Below are 13,491 nucleotides of genomic sequence, written 5' to 3'. Positions count from 1 at the left end.
TCTTCGGCAAGGAGATCGATCCAACCGGGGTGGTCTGAGGCGTCGGAGCGCCACGCGTCAGGTGTTGCGCAGTGCATTGTCCGTCGTTCCATCGGAGGCATGTGGGGCAGCGGTGCGAAGTATGCACGTTCATTGGTAAATACGGGTTTCGAGGGGTACATGTGCCCGTTCCCGGATATCCATCTTGCTTTCGAGGGGTGCCGACCCGGCGCGTATCTGCCCCTTATCGGGGCGGATACGGCGTTTTTCGCCGGAATACAGTGCGGCTGGTACCCCTTGTAACGCAGATGGATGTCGGAGAAGGGCCGGATGCACCCCTGCAAGACAAGATGACGTCAAAGGAATGCCGCTACTTTCCGCTCGCAAGGGTTCTGGACCGCGAGGAGACCTTCTCGCTGACGCGTATCCTGCTCATCGGCGGGTTTGTCTCCTGCGTCGTCGGTTTGAAGGTCATTGACTGATGCCGGCCGGGGCGTGACCCCGATGGGCCGGCGTATCCTATGAGCGGACTTATGCAGGCGCTTTCGAGAAAGGACGGTCCGATGATCGTTGACCGACGCATAGACGATGGAACGCCCTTCGACTGGGGCAGGACATCGGCCGATTACGCGAGATACCGAGACATCTATCCGCCGGAGTTCTACCGTATGATCCTCGACCGCGGCCTGTGCCGGGACGGCCAGCGCGTGCTCGATCTAGGCACCGGCACCGGCGTGCTGCCCCGCAACATGGCGCGGTACGGCGCCACATGGGTCGGTGTCGACGTCTCCGCGGAACAGATCGCGCAGGCGCGTCGCCTCTCCGAATCCGCCGAGGCGACGCGCGGTATCGAATACCACGTGTCGGCGGCGGAGGACGTCGACTTCCCGGACGATTCGTTCGACATGGTCACGGCGTGCCAATGCTTCTGGTATTTCGACCATGCGACCGTATGCAGTAGGCTGCATCGGCTGCTCAAGCCGGGCGGCCGGTTCCTCGTGATGGTCATGGAATGGCTGCCGTTCGAGGACCGGATCGCCGGCGCGAGCGAACGCCTCGTCCTCAAGTACAGTCCGCATTGGAGCGGTGCGGGGGAGCGGATGCACCCGATCGCAATCCCGGACTGCTATCAGGATGGTTTCGAGCTCGTCCACCACGAGGAGCGCCGGTTGAAGGTGCCGTTCACCCGTGAAAGCTGGAACGGGCGGATGAAGGCGTGCCGGGGCATCGGCGCGTCGCTCGACCCGGAGCATGTCGCCGCATGGGAGCGGGAGCATATGGCCCTGCTCAAGCGCATCGCCCCGGAACGGTTCGACATACTGCACTATGCCGCCATGGCGGAGCTCAGACGCATCTGAGCTCCGCGGCGCACACACGTCCGCACGGCATGTCAAGCCATGTGTTCGCGCATATAGTCGCGCAGTACCGCCGCGTGATTGACGATGGGATCCTTCGCCGCATACAGCAGGGTGACCGTCCGGCGTTCCCGCAACAGACCCGCGAGTTCTTCGACCATGGTCTCGTTGGCATCCAATTCCTCCCGGTAGCGTTGCGTGAAATCAGCGAAACGTTCCGGATCATGGGCGAACCATTTGCGCAGTTCCGTCGAGGGGGCTATGTCCTTCATCCACATGTCAAGGGCGGCGCGCTCCTTCTTCATGCCGCGCGGCCATAGTCGGTCCACGAGGATTCGGTACCCGTCCGTCGGTTGCGGTTCGTCGTAGATCCGTTTGATGCCAATGCCCATATTCCCATCATTATCCCGTGGATGGGACACGGTGCACGGCCTTATGCGACGAAGCGCAGGTAGGTGCGGTCGTCGAAGGAGTCGAGGCCGGGGGCGAACCCTTTGGTGGACTGGTATTCGGAGCCGATGAGGGAGGGGTCCTCGCGTTTGAGTCGTGCGAGCTCATGCTCCGATTCGGCGAGTGTGGAGCGCAGCAGCGGGTATCCGTCCGAGGCGAGCACCACCTCGTCGCCGGGATGGATGTGGATGGTGCGGATCGGATACGTGGGGTCGGTATAGCCATCGAACACGAAATAGCCGTATGGTCCGCGCTTGTTCGCGAACCGCGACTGCAATCTGAGGAACGGCATGATGAGTTCGCGCGCCGGATCGGGGGAGCTCGGCAGGCTGTCCTCCTCCCCACTCCCTTCCCGCAACGCGAGCGTGGCGAACGTGCGCAGCTCGCCCAACAGCACGTCCACGCGTTTCACGGTGGGAACCTGCACGCCGTTCACCATGATCTGGCAGTCGCCGAACAGCCACGCCTCATGCCGCGCCGCACTGTAGACCACCGCGTTCGCCTGCAACCGTTCCACAGGTTCGCGTTCCATGATGTCCGTGATGGCCGGAACGTCGACGCCACGACCGCGGTACGCGTCGCGCAGACGCCCGTCGATCGACCGTTGCGCCTCGCGCATCGTGGCATCGGCGGGCATTGAGGAGACTGTGGCGAGCACCAGGTCCTTCGCCACCACGCCGCCGCTCGGCTGCCACAGGCAGCGTACGCTCTTGCTGGTGACGCCGTCCACCACCGCAGCGAAATCGGCGGTCACCGCCAACCCGTCCTCGTTGAGCGACTGGTCATCCCTCTTGCCCCGGCAGTACCGCTCGATGATTCTCATGACAAAAGCCTCCGTCCCATCCGCATACGAACACTAGTCGTTCATGGGGATGGGACGGAGGCTTTCCGGTATCGTTCGGGTCACCGGAGACAAGCCGCCGTAGACGAACGGATGGGAACCGTCACTCGGCGGCTTCCTCGTGCTCCTTCGGGGCGGAGAGGAAGTGCTCCTCGCTCGGCAGGACGGCGTTCAAAATCACGGCGACGACGAACGCGACGGCGATGCAGTTCGAGGCGAAGATCTGCTGGAACAGGGCCGGGAACTGGGCGAAGATGTCGCTCACCTGCGTGAAGCCGATGCCGATGGTCAGCGAAAGCGCGGCGATGGTGATGTTGCGCTGCGTGAAGCCCGCTTCGGCGATCATCTGGAAGCCGGAAAGGATGATGTTGCCGAACATCATGATCGTGCAACCGCCGAGCACCGCCTGCGGCAGCGAATTGAACACCTCGGCGATGGCCGGCACGAAGCTTGCCACCACGAGGATCAGGCCACCGGAGAGGATCACCTTGCGGTTGACGACCTTCGTCATCGCCACGAGTCCGATGTTCTGCGCGAACGAGGTGAGCGGCAGGCAGCCGAACAGGCCGGACACCGAGGAGATGAGGCCGTCGCCGGCGATCGCGCCCGTCGTCTCCTTCTCGGTCGGCAGGCGGTTGAGCCCCACCTTCGTCAGGGCGGCGGTGTCGCCCAGCACCTCCACGGAGGAGACCACGTACAGCAGACCGAGCGAGATGATCGCACCCCAGTCGAACTCCGGCTTGAACGGCATGAACTGCGGCACGGACACGATGGCGAGATGCCGGAACCCGGAGAAGTCGACCTTGCCCATGGCGATTGCCGAAACATAGCCGACCACCAGGCCGAACAGCACGGACAGCTGTTTGGCGGTGCCCTTCATGAGCAGCTGGAACGCGAGGCACGCCACCAGCGAGATGAGTCCCAGCGTGAGATTCTCCCACGAGCCGAAGTCCTTCGCGCCCGAACCGCCGCCGAAGCTCGTCGCACCCACGTTGAGCAGCGAGAAGCCGATCGACGTGACGACGATCGCGGAGACGATCGGCGGCACGAACCGACGCCAATACTGCGCGGTCAGACCGAGCACCAACTCCAGCAGGCCGCCGACCATCACCGCGCCGACGACCGCGCCATAGCCCTTGTCCGCGCAGATCGCGACCGCGGCCGCCACATACGTGAACGAGATGCCCGTGACCATCGGCAGACGCGAGCCGATGCGCCACGCACCGTACAACTGCAGGCAGGTGCCGAGGCCCGCCACCAGCAGACCCGCCTGGATGACCGCGGCCGACTGTTCGGCGCTCATCTTCGCCGCCGAGGCGACGATGAAGATCGGGGCGAGGTTCGCCACGAACATCGCCATCACATGCTGCAGTCCGAACGGAATGCCCTTCCAGAACGACACCGGCGCGTCGAGGGAAGTCAGCGCCTCCATCGAGATGCCGGCCTTGGCCTTGGCGCCGGTCGCAGCAGTCTTGGCCGCATCCTTCTTCTTCTCTTCTTCCATGGTTCCTCTCAACATGACATCAACATGACGCCAACGGCGTCAACATGAAAACGGCTCCCCGTCCGAGGAGCCATGCTCCGGTCCAGCGAAGAACCGGAGTGCTGTCCGCGTGCTTCAGCCGATACGGCGACCGGCCGAAGCACGCGGACGGAACGAATCACTTGCGGAACTCGATCTCGCCAGTCTTGGAATCCATCGATTCGACGATCGCGAGCGAATCCACGTCATAGCCCTCGGCGCGCAGCTTGTCGCCGCCGCCCTGGAAGCCCTTCTCCACGGCGATGCCGATGCCCTCGACCACCGCGCCGGCAGCCTCGCACAGGTCGATCAGGCCTCGCAGCGCCTTGCCGTTGGCGAGGAAATCATCGATGAGCAGCACATGGTCGCCGGCGTTCAGATACTTCTTCGCCACGATCACCGGGAATTCTTTCTGCTTGGTGAAGGAATAGACGGTGGTGGTGTACTGTTCGCCGTCCAGATTGATGGACTGTGCCTTCTTCGCGAACACCACCGGGATGCCGTCGAAATGGCGGGCGGCCACGCAGGCGATGCCGATGCCCGAAGCCTCGATGGTGAGGATCTTCGTGATGGCCTTGCCCGCGAAATGCTCTGCCCATGCCGCGCCCATATGGTCGAACAGCGTCACATCGCACTGGTGGTTCAGAAATGCGTCCACCTTCAGCACATTGCCCGGCTTGACCGTGCCCTCCTTGCGGATGCGCTCCTCAAGTTCCTTCAATGTCAACCCCTTTTGACGAATAGCGGGTAACGGATGATTGAACAGCAGTCTACGTCTCGCGTCTGACCGGCCACCATACACGCGGACACGCAACACGCGCCGCCCGCAAGAACCGGAGCACATCGCCCGCACGACGACGGCATGTGGTAGACATGGATGGCCGAAAACACGGACAGGGCACCCACGGCAGCCGGGCGACCCGACGAGGAACAGACACAGGGAACAAGGGGGAAGCAGCATGCAGCAGGATCCGGACGTCATCGCAAGAAACGCCGACGAACTCATCGGCGACCTCAACCCGCAACAATCCCAAGCGGTGCAATACCGCGGCCAGGCACTGCTCATCGGCGCCGGCGCAGGCTCCGGCAAAACCCGCGTGCTCACGCGCCGCATCGCATGGATCCTCAGCCAATTCGCCGCATGGCCCAGCCAGATCCTCGCCATCACCTTCACCAACAAAGCCGCCGCCGAAATGCGCGACCGTCTCGAAACCCTCATCGGCCCCGTCGCCCAACGCATGTGGGTCTCCACCTTCCACTCCGCCTGCGTACGCATCCTACGCCGCGACGGCAAGGAAATCGGCTTGAGCAACGGCTTCTCCATCTACGACTCCGCCGACTCCGAACGCCTCGTCAAAATCATCGCCACCGAATTCAACATCGACGTCAAACGCTACACGCCACGATCGATCCTCGGCCGCATCTCCGACTACAAGAACCAGCTCATCGGCTGGAGGACCCAACTCGCCCAATACGCGCCCGACTTCAAACCCGGCCAGCGCGGCTACAAAATCGGCACGGTCGGCGACATCGAAGCCCTTTACGCGGTCGTCTACGCCGAATACGAGCACCGTCTCGCGCTCGCCAACGCCGTCGACTTCGACGACCTCATCGTGCGCACCGTCGAACTGCTGCGCGACCACCCGGCCGTCGCCGACTACTACCACCACAAGTTCCGCTACATCCTCGTCGACGAATACCAGGACACCAACCACGCGCAGTACGTGCTCGTACGGGAGCTCGCCGGCGTGGACGCGGGGGAGAATCCGGATTCCACGGGCTTCGCAGGCGCCGCCCGCGCGGCCGGTCCCGCCGCAGGCCGCCAGGGCCCCGCATGGATCACCGTGGTCGGCGATTCCGACCAGTCCATCTACGCGTTCCGCGGCGCCGACATCCGCAACATACAGGACTTCGAGAAGGACTTCCCGAACGCGAAGACCATCATGCTCGAACAGAACTACCGTTCCACGCAGACCATTCTCGACGCGGCGAACGCGGTCATCTCCAACAACGAGGGTCGCAAGCCGAAGAAACTGTGGACCGCGCTCGGCAAGGGCGAGCCGATCGTCGGCTACGCCGCCGACAACGCGCAGCAGGAGGCGCTCTGGATCGCGGGCGAGATCGCGCGGCTGCACGCCGAGGAGTCGATCGCCTATTCGGACATGGCCATCATGTACCGCGCCAACGCGCAGTCCCGTTCGCTCGAAGAGGCGCTCATCAACGCCGGACTGCCCTACCAGCTCGTCGGCGGCACGAAGTTCTACGAACGCCGCGAGGTCAAGGACGCCATGGCGTACCTGCAGGCGATCGTCAACCCGAACGACGACGTGAACCTGAGGCGCATCCTCAACGTGCCGAAACGCGGTCTCGGCGCGCGCGCCGAAGGCATCATCCTCGAATACGCGCGCACGCACGGCGTGAGCTTCTTCGCGGGCCTCATGCGCATGGACGAAATCGAGGGCATCCCCACCCGCACGCTGAACCAGCTGCACGCGTTCCGCGACCTCATGGCCGGTCTGTCCGCGTTCGCCCGGGCGAACGACACCAAGCCGAGCGAGGTCGTCGCCGAAGTGCTCGACAAATCCGGACTGTTGGCCGAACTGCGCAAATCCACCGACCCACAGGACGAGTCGCGCGTCGAGAACCTCTCCCAGCTGCAGTCCACCGCCGCCGAGTTCGAACAGAAGACCCCGGACGCCACGCTCGCCGGATTCCTCGAGACCACGGCGCTGGTCGCCGACTCCGACCAGCTGCCCGGAGCAGACGAGGATTCCGGCAAGGTCACGATGATGACCCTGCACACCGCGAAGGGACTCGAATACCCCGTGGTGTTCCTCACCGGCATGGAACAGGGCACGTTCCCGCATTCCCGCTCGATGGAGGACACGAGCGAGCTGCAGGAAGAGAGGCGACTCGCCTACGTGGGCATCACGCGCGCCAAGCGGCGTCTGTACGTGACTCGCGCCGCCGTGCGCGCGCAGTGGGGGCAGGCGGCGGAGATGCTGCCCAGCCAGTTCCTAGACGAGATCCCCGACGGGCTCATCGAATGGAAGCGCCGCGAGGCCGGCGTCGAACGCATGCGTTCGCAGTGGAGCGGCGACGGCGACGAGTTCGGCGGGTGGGACGACGACTTCGCCTCAGGCCCCGCATACGGCGGCTCCGGCTCGTCCTATGGTTCCCCGTACGGTTCCGGTTCGTATGGTTCGCGCTATGGTTCGGGGCGTTCCGGTTCGTCGTACGGTTCGTCATACGGATCGTCGACCTATGGCGGCTCCGATTCGGGTTCGACCTACGGCGGAGGCTCCGGTCGCCGTGCCTCCGCCGGCTCCTTGTCGCGCAAGTATGGTTCGTCGTCCCGCTACGGTTCGTCCGGTTCGACGTCCGGTTCCGGCTCGCGTTCCGGCAAGGTCACGACGCGCCGCACCACGCCGAAGACCGGCTCCTCCGGCTCCGTGCCGGTGTCCTCGCTGACCAAGGACAATGGCCTCGACGTCAAGGACTTCTCGATCGGCGACCGCATCACGCACGACAGATACGGTCTCGGCAAGGTCGTCGACGTGCAGGACAAAGGCCGCAATTCGGTCCTCACCGTCGACTTCGGCTCCGACGGCGTCAAGCGCCTCATGCTTCGTGTCGCCCCGATAGAAAAGCTGTGATGAAAAGGCTTCGGCGGACCGCCCGCCGCCACGCGCGGGAAAGGCTTGTCCTGCGCGTGGGTGTATATTGGCCAATCGTTGTCTATCGCAGGATAGGCATCGTCTGGAGTCTTAGCCCGTCAACGGGTCGGCAGCCGGAATCGTAACGAATCCGTATGGTACGGCCGCTCGTGAGCAATCACGATGAAGCGTTGGAGAGGCCTGGCTCAGCGCGGCTCCCCGCAAGGGAGAACCGCGTTCCGTTCAGATAACGACAGAAAGCAAGGAACAAACAATGACGAACGTTCAGCGTTCCCGCCGTCAGGTGCGCCTGTCCCGCGCCCTCGGCATCGCCCTGACCCCGAAGGCCCAGCGCATCTTCGAGAAGCGCCCGTACGCCCCGGGTGAGCACGGCCGCACCCGCCGCCGCACCGAGTCCGATTACGCGGTGCGTCTGCGTGAGAAGCAGCGTCTTCGCGCCCAGTACGGCCTGTCCGAGAAGCAGCTTCGCCGCGCCTACGAGACCGGTACGCACACCCCCGGCCAGACCGGTAACGCCATGCTTCAGGATCTCGAGGTCCGCCTCGACAACCTCGTGCTCCGTTCCGGCTTCGCCCGCACCACCGCGCAGGCCCGCCAGTTCGTGACCCACCGCCACATCCTCGTGGACGGCAACATCGTGGACCGCCCGTCCTACCGCGTCAAGCCGGGCCAGACCATCCAGGTGAAGGCCAAGAGCCAGACCATGGTGCCGTTCCAGATCGCCGCCGAAGGCGTTCACCGTGACGTGCTGCCTGCGGTTCCGGGCTACCTCGACGTGAACCTCGCGTCCCTGAAGGCCACCTTGACCCGCAAGCCCGAGGTCGAGGAGATCCCGATCCAGATCAACATCCAGTACGTGGTCGAGTTCTACGCCCGCTGATCCGGGCCCACTTCTGTATCCATATACAGTCAAGGACATACCGCCGAAACCCCGTGTTCCCGCAAAGGACGCGGGGTTTCCGCGTTGTGCCGCGCACCCCGACGTACAACGGCCGCCGCATCGTACGGCACGTTGCATTGAACGGCACGTTGTACTGTAGGAGCATGATTCTGCATCTGCATTTGGTCCGCCACGGGCAGACCACGTTCAACAAGTACAACCGCCTCCAGGGGTGGTGCAACGCACCCCTGACCGAATCCGGCCTGGCCGACGCCGACAAGGCCGGGCACAAGCTCGAAGACCTCGACTTCGCCGCCGCCTATTGCTCCGATACCTCGCGCGCGGAGATCACCGCGAAACGCATCCTCGACATCAACGAGGCCGCGGGGCACCGCCGCCCCGTCCTCGTCGCCGACATGCACTTCCGCGAGCAGTGCTACGGCTACTTCGAAGGCCAGGACATGTCGCTCGCATGGACCGCCGCCGGCGGCCCCCACGGTGCGAAGAACTACAACGAGATCGTCGAGAAGTTCGGCCTCGCCGCGACCCGTGACTTCCTGAAGGAGGCCGATCCGTTCCATGATGCGGAATCCGATGAGGAATACTGGAACCGGGTCGAGGGGGCGTTCTCGCTTATCGCCGCGAACCCGGACCTCAGGGACGGCGACCACGTGCTGCAGATATCCCATGGCAACACGCTGCTGAGCCTCGGCCACCGCTTCGGCGGCGACGGTCTCGACCTGAGCGAGAGGCCGGCCAACGGCTCCGTCACCCTCATCGATTTCGATACGGACAAACCGTTCGATGAGGCGATAACCATCGTGTCGTATGGCAAGTGATACTCTTGTGCGGGTAACTGTGTACTAGGAGGCAATATGGGAGTTGGAGAGATCGCCGGTCTGGTCGCCGCAATCGCGTTCGCCGTACTCGCCGGGTTCATGATCTATCCGCTGATCCGTCTGGGCAAGCTGTTCGACCAGATCGCCGACACCGTACGCGAATCGGGGGAGCATGCCATCCCGGCGCTCGACGAGGGCGTCACCACCGTCAAGCAGGTCAACAAGTCGCTGGAGGACGTCAACAAGATCTCCGCCGCCGCCTCGACGACCGCGAACAACGTGGGCGCGCTCACCGACCTGTACGGTTCCTTCCTCGGCAAGCCGGTGATCAAGGTCGCCTCCGCCGTCTACGCCCTCAAATCCACCGCGCAGTCCTTCCTCGTCCGCCAATCCGCCGGCCGCGCCGGCGAGGACAGCAAGGGGGAGTGATGTTCAAACGCATCTTCTGGGTCGGGCTCGGCTTCTCGCTCGGAGTGATCGCCGTCACCAAGGCGCAGGCCTACGTGAAGGCCAACACCCCGGACGCGGCGAGGCAGTTCCTGCTGGGTCCCGACCAGGACCATGTGGGCATCCGCACGTTCGAAGGACTCGTCAACGAATTCAATGCCACGCGTCGAGCCCGCGAGGCTGAACTCAACAGACAGTACATCGGCGACGGCCGCTGAGCCCGCCGCCACGTGGCTCCGCCCGTACCGTAAGGGCGGAGCCACGCATGATGCGAACGATTGATTACGGCGCACCAGACGACCCACAGGGCTTCATCATGCCCGACAACAGACAATACAAGGAGTTCCACCCGCTTATGCGCACCTCAGAAATCGCGAAGCGCTACCTCGACTATTTCGCGGCGCACGACCATCTGGTCGTCCCTTCCGCGTCGCTCATCTCGCCGAACCCGACCACGCTGTTCACCATCGCCGGCATGGTCCCGTTCATCCCGTACCTCATGGGCGAGCAGACCCCGCCCAAGCACCGCATGGCCTCGAACCAGAAGTGCGTGCGTACGCTCGACATCGACGAGGTCGGCAAGACCACCCGCCACGGCACCTTCTTCCAGATGCTCGGCAACTTCTCCTTCGGAGACTACTTCAAGGAGGAGGCCATCCACTATGCGTGGGAGCTGCTCACCACCCCGCAGAGCGAGGGCGGCTACGGCTTCGATCCGGAGAAGCTGTGGATGACCACCTTCACCGACGATGACGAGGCCCGCTCCCTGTGGGTCAACGAGGGCGTCGACCCCGAGCACATCCAGAAGATGGGCATGGAGGACAACTTCTGGACCACCGGTGGCCCCGGCCCTGGCGGCCCCTGCTCCGAGATCTACGTCGACCGCGGCCCCGCCTTCGGCAAGGAGGGCGGCCCCATCGCCGACGAGAACCGCTACATCGAGATCTGGGACCTCGTCTTCGAGAACTACGAGGTCGACAACGTCAAATCCAAGACCGACCTGCACATCGTCGGCGAGCTCGAGAACAAGAACATCGATACCGGCGCCGGTCTGGAGCGTCTCGCCTACCTGATGCAGGGCAAGAACAACATCTACGAGACCGACGAGGTCTTCCCTGTCATCGAGGCCGCCGAGCGACTGTCCGGACTCAAGTACGGCGAGAACGAGGACGCCGACGTGCGCTTCCGCGTGGTCGCCGACCACGTGCGCTCCGCCCTGATGATCATGTCCGACGGCGTGCGGCCCTCCAACGTGGGCCGCGGCTACGTGCTGCGCCGTCTGCTGCGCCGCACCGTGCGCTCGATGCGCATGCTCGGCGTGACCGATCCGGTGCTGCCCACCCTCTTCCCGACTTCCAAGGCCGCGATGGAGCCCAGCTACCCGGAGCTCAACGACACCTTCCATGAGGTCAGCGAATCCGCGTACGGCGAGGAGGACGCCTTCCGCCGCACGCTCGAGACCGGCACCACGATTCTCGACGTGGCCGTCAGCAAGGCCAAGAACGGCTCCGACGAGCCCGAGGTGAGCGGTGAGGACGCCTTCAAGCTGCACGACACCTACGGCTTCCCGATCGAGCTGACCCTCGAGATGGCCGCCGAACAGGGCGTGAAGGTCGATGCGGCGAAGTTCCGCGAGCTCATGGCCGAGCAGAAGTCCCGCGCCCGCGCCGACGCACTCAAGAAGCGTCACAACGTGGACCTGTCCGTCTACGACGACTTCAAGAAGACGCTGCTCAAGCCCATCGACTTCCTCGGCTACACGGATATGTCCGCGCGCGCGAAGGTCCTCGGCATCATGCAGGAGGGCAAGGGGTCCGTGCCGGCCGTTACCGGCCCGGCCACCGTCGAGGTCATCCTCGACCGCACCCCGTTCTACGCGGAGGCGGGCGGCCAGCTCGCCGACCAGGGCGAGATCCTGTCCGACGACGGCGCCGTGCTCGAAGTCGACGACGTGCAGAAGCCCATCAAGGACCTCATCGTCCACCAGTGCCGCCTGACCGAAGGCACTCTGGTCGTGGGCGCCGAAGTCAACGCCAACATCGATCTGGCCCGCCGTGGCGCCATCGCCCGTTCGCACACCGCCACGCACATGGTGCACAAGGCGCTGCGCGAGGAGCTCGGCCCGCAGGCCACCCAGCGCGGCTCCGAGGATGCCCCGAACCGACTGCGCTTCGACTTCCAGTGGTCCAAGGCCCCGGCGAAGTCGGTGATCAGTGCCGTCGAGGAGCGCGTCAACGACAAGCTGCGCGACAACCTCGCCGTCACCACCAAGGAGATGAAGTTCGACGACGCCATCGCCCTCGGTGCGATGCACCTGTTCGGTGAGAAGTACGGCGACGTCGTGCGCGTCGTCTCCATCGGCGAGGACGGTTGGAGCCGTGAGCTGTGCGGCGGCACCCACGTCGACCACGTCGGCAAGATCGGCATGGTCAACATCCTGTCCGAAGCCTCCATCGGCTCCGGCGTGCGCCGCGTCGACGCCGTTGTGGGCCAGGGCGCCTACGACTTCAACGCGCGTGAGCATGCACTGGTCTCGCAGCTGTCCGACAAGCTCAACGCCCGTCCCGATGAGCTCGCCGAGCGCGTCAACGCGCTGCTCGCCAAGCTCAAGGAATCCGATCGCAGGCTTGCCGCCATGTACGAGAGCCAGCTCGCCGCCGCCGTCCCGGAGCTCGTCAAGGCCGCGCAGGCCTCACAGGCCGCCGTCAAGGTCGCCGCGAAGAACGTCGGCCACTTCGGTTCGTTCGACGCGCTGCGCAAGACCGTGCTCGACGTGCGCTCCCGTCTGGGCGACGAGTCCCCGGTCGTCGTGGCCCTCGCCGGCGTGAGCGCCGACGACAAGCCCATGGTCGCCGTGGCCACGAACGAGGCCGCGCGCAAGCTCGGCATCAAGGCCGGCGACCTCGTGCGCGGCGCCTCCAAGATGCTCGGCGGCGGTGGCGGCGGCAAGCCGGACTTCGCGCAGGGCGGCGGCGCCGACGCCTCGAAGATCGACGAGGCGATCGCCGCGCTCGAGCACGAGGCGCTGAAGGGCTGAGCCGCTTGACCTGGCTCGGCATCGATCTGGGTGACGCTCGGGTCGGACTCTCATTGTCCGACCCGGAGCTCACCTTCGCACACCCCATCGGCAACATCCAGGCGTACGGAGACTCCTTCCGCGCGTTGGACGATGTGATCTACGTCATCGAGGACGAACAGGTCGACCACATCGTCATCGGGTTGCCGCTCCTGATGAACGGCGACGAAGGCAAAAGCGCGAAGAAGGCGCGCCGGTGGGCCACGAATCTCATCAAGCGCATGGAACGGCTGGCCGAGGAGGGGGAGTTCCGACTCGAAACGACACCAAGCGTAGAATTGATGGACGAACGGCTCACGACGGTGAGCGCGCATCATCAGCTTTATGAGGCGAACATAGGCGGCAGAAGCCACCGGTCGATGGTGGATCAGCAGTCCGCCGTCGTGATACTGCAATCCGCGTTGGATCGCAAAGAGCGATAGGGA

General features: G+C 64.5%; 13 protein-coding genes. 9 read left to right on the top strand and 4 right to left on the bottom strand.

Going from position 1 to position 13,491, the window contains the following annotated elements; translation table 11 throughout:
- Positions 1-329: 329 nt before the first annotated feature.
- Both BFAL_RS11710 and BFAL_RS05125 read left to right on the top strand, forming a co-directional pair.
- The gene (locus BFAL_RS11710; RefSeq protein ID WP_269082764.1) at positions 330-461 is read left to right on the top strand and encodes a hypothetical protein; all 132 of its coding nucleotides are present in this window, start codon (positions 330-332) and stop codon (positions 459-461) included.
- A gap of 81 nt (positions 462-542) precedes the next feature.
- Entirely contained in the window at positions 543-1,337 is a 795-nt protein-coding gene (locus tag BFAL_RS05125) for a class I SAM-dependent methyltransferase (protein ID WP_055427349.1), read from the top strand.
- A 32-nt stretch (positions 1,338-1,369) separates the two neighbouring features.
- On the opposite strand, the gene BFAL_RS05120 is transcribed toward BFAL_RS05125, so the two are convergent.
- The 4 genes from BFAL_RS05120 to BFAL_RS05105 form a co-directional block, all read right to left on the bottom strand.
- On the bottom strand, positions 1,370-1,726 hold the full coding sequence (locus tag BFAL_RS05120; protein ID WP_055427348.1) for a DUF488 domain-containing protein: 357 nt from the start codon (positions 1,724-1,726) through the stop codon (positions 1,370-1,372).
- A 41-nt stretch (positions 1,727-1,767) separates the two neighbouring features.
- Positions 1,768-2,607: a hypothetical protein gene (locus BFAL_RS05115; protein WP_055427347.1), complete on the bottom strand. Its 840-nt coding sequence runs from the start codon at positions 2,605-2,607 to the stop codon at positions 1,768-1,770.
- 121 nt (positions 2,608-2,728) lie between these two features.
- Complete coding sequence (locus BFAL_RS05110; protein ID WP_152973543.1) at positions 2,729-4,057, bottom strand: nucleobase:cation symporter-2 family protein; 1,329 nt, start codon at positions 4,055-4,057, stop codon at positions 2,729-2,731.
- Between the two features lie 229 nt (positions 4,058-4,286).
- A complete protein-coding gene (locus BFAL_RS05105) occupies positions 4,287-4,868 on the bottom strand; it encodes a xanthine phosphoribosyltransferase (protein ID WP_055427345.1) in 582 nt (193 codons plus the stop codon).
- 238 nt (positions 4,869-5,106) lie between these two features.
- Here BFAL_RS05105 and BFAL_RS05100 point away from each other — a divergent pair, with 238 nt between their 5' ends.
- The 7 genes from BFAL_RS05100 (at position 5,107) to ruvX (ending at position 13,488) form a co-directional block, all read left to right on the top strand.
- Entirely contained in the window at positions 5,107-7,803 is a 2,697-nt protein-coding gene (locus tag BFAL_RS05100; RefSeq protein WP_055427344.1) for an ATP-dependent helicase, read from the top strand.
- Between the two features lie 274 nt (positions 7,804-8,077).
- Positions 8,078-8,704, top strand: coding sequence for a 30S ribosomal protein S4 (rpsD, locus tag BFAL_RS05095; RefSeq protein ID WP_055427343.1), 627 nt, complete (start codon positions 8,078-8,080; stop codon positions 8,702-8,704).
- A 164-nt stretch (positions 8,705-8,868) separates the two neighbouring features.
- Entirely contained in the window at positions 8,869-9,543 is a 675-nt protein-coding gene (locus tag BFAL_RS05090) for a histidine phosphatase family protein (RefSeq protein WP_055427342.1), read from the top strand.
- Positions 9,544-9,579: 36 nt separating this feature from the next.
- Positions 9,580-9,972 carry a DUF948 domain-containing protein gene (locus BFAL_RS05085; protein ID WP_055427341.1) on the top strand — a complete coding sequence of 131 codons (393 nt, stop codon included), beginning with the start codon at positions 9,580-9,582 and terminating at the stop codon, positions 9,970-9,972.
- Complete coding sequence (locus BFAL_RS05080) at positions 9,972-10,208, top strand: hypothetical protein (protein ID WP_055427340.1); 237 nt, start codon at positions 9,972-9,974, stop codon at positions 10,206-10,208. The genes BFAL_RS05085 and BFAL_RS05080 overlap by 1 nt, the downstream gene beginning before the upstream one ends.
- 137 nt (positions 10,209-10,345) lie before the next feature.
- On the top strand, positions 10,346-13,027 hold the full coding sequence (gene alaS, locus BFAL_RS05075; RefSeq protein WP_055427339.1) for an alanine--tRNA ligase: 2,682 nt from the start codon (positions 10,346-10,348) through the stop codon (positions 13,025-13,027).
- A gap of 5 nt (positions 13,028-13,032) precedes the next feature.
- Positions 13,033-13,488 carry a Holliday junction resolvase RuvX gene (gene ruvX / locus BFAL_RS05070; protein WP_055427338.1) on the top strand — a complete coding sequence of 152 codons (456 nt, stop codon included), beginning with the start codon at positions 13,033-13,035 and terminating at the stop codon, positions 13,486-13,488.
- Positions 13,489-13,491 lie beyond the last annotated feature (3 nt).

Source organism: Bifidobacterium aesculapii, from assembly GCF_001417815.1.
GTDB lineage: Bacteria > Actinomycetota > Actinomycetes > Actinomycetales > Bifidobacteriaceae > Bifidobacterium > Bifidobacterium aesculapii.
Note: the sequence above shows the minus strand (reverse complement) of the source record. Positions and strands in the feature narration are given on the sequence as shown.

Excerpts from the sequence above, each read along its gene's own strand:
- BFAL_RS05110 (WP_152973543.1), bottom strand. The coding sequence starts at position 4,057 with ATGGAGGCGCTGACTTCCCTCGACGCGCCGGTGTCGTTCTGGAAGGGC.
- BFAL_RS05100 (WP_055427344.1), top strand. The coding sequence starts at position 5,107 with ATGCAGCAGGATCCGGACGTCATCGCAAGAAACGCCGACGAACTCATC.
- BFAL_RS05080 (WP_055427340.1), top strand. The coding sequence starts at position 9,972 with ATGTTCAAACGCATCTTCTGGGTCGGGCTCGGCTTCTCGCTCGGAGTG.
- alaS (WP_055427339.1), top strand. The coding sequence starts at position 10,346 with ATGCGCACCTCAGAAATCGCGAAGCGCTACCTCGACTATTTCGCGGCG.
- BFAL_RS05125 (WP_055427349.1), top strand. The coding sequence starts at position 543 with ATGATCGTTGACCGACGCATAGACGATGGAACGCCCTTCGACTGGGGC.
- BFAL_RS05120 (WP_055427348.1), bottom strand. The coding sequence starts at position 1,726 with ATGGGCATTGGCATCAAACGGATCTACGACGAACCGCAACCGACGGAC.
- BFAL_RS05115 (WP_055427347.1), bottom strand. The coding sequence starts at position 2,607 with ATGAGAATCATCGAGCGGTACTGCCGGGGCAAGAGGGATGACCAGTCG.
- BFAL_RS05085 (WP_055427341.1), top strand. The coding sequence starts at position 9,580 with ATGGGAGTTGGAGAGATCGCCGGTCTGGTCGCCGCAATCGCGTTCGCC.
- rpsD (WP_055427343.1), top strand. The coding sequence starts at position 8,078 with ATGACGAACGTTCAGCGTTCCCGCCGTCAGGTGCGCCTGTCCCGCGCC.
- BFAL_RS11710 (WP_269082764.1), top strand. The coding sequence starts at position 330 with ATGACGTCAAAGGAATGCCGCTACTTTCCGCTCGCAAGGGTTCTGGAC.
- BFAL_RS05090 (WP_055427342.1), top strand. The coding sequence starts at position 8,869 with ATGATTCTGCATCTGCATTTGGTCCGCCACGGGCAGACCACGTTCAAC.